This is a genomic window from Olsenella sp. AGMB03486 (assembly GCF_040884255.1).
Classification (GTDB): Bacteria; Actinomycetota; Coriobacteriia; order Coriobacteriales; family Atopobiaceae; genus Olsenella_L; species Olsenella_L kribbiana.
In genome coordinates this window covers 1-512 of record NZ_JBEVTM010000072.1, presented here as the reverse complement: position 1 = coordinate 512, position 512 = coordinate 1, and the positions used below count along the sequence as shown (strand labels likewise).

General features: G+C 58.8%; 1 pseudogene. It reads right to left on the bottom strand.

Going from position 1 to position 512, the window contains the following annotated elements:
• Positions 1–320: pseudogene (locus ABVS03_RS11615) on the bottom strand (IS21 family transposase); the annotation flags it as partial.
• Between the last annotated feature and the right edge of the window lie 192 nt (positions 321–512).

The window sequence follows — 512 nt, the reverse complement described above, 5'->3', positions numbered from 1 at the left end:
AAGCGGCACACCGTCGGATAGGATCCCGCGTAGCCCTGCTCGGCGACGAGCCTGTCGAAGATCTTCTGCGCGCTGTGGCGCTGCTTCCTGGGGACGGAGCGGTCGTCCACGAGTATGCCGACGATAAAGTCGGCGTACCTGTCGATTGCAGGCCTCTTCCTCCTTTCCGCCACAGGCGGCTGCGGGGAGAGGTCCTCCATCCTCGAATACTTGTACACGCTGTTGCGGCACACGCCGAGGGCCTCCGCTATCTCGGTCGGCCCGGCTCCGTCGGCATCCATCCGTCTGATACATTGTTGTACGTCAGGGGACACGGTCATCTTTCCTTTCCTCCTTCTGGCGGGACGTTCGTCGCTGTCTTGCCCGCCAGAAAGGAATTGTGGGGCATGGCCGTGACCTCTGGCTCATGTGCGGAGAGATGCCATGTCCCGTGAACGGGATGTGCAGAAACAGATCATCGGGATGTTCAATTCCTGGTGATATTACCGTTCACTTCTTATTGAAAGAAAACA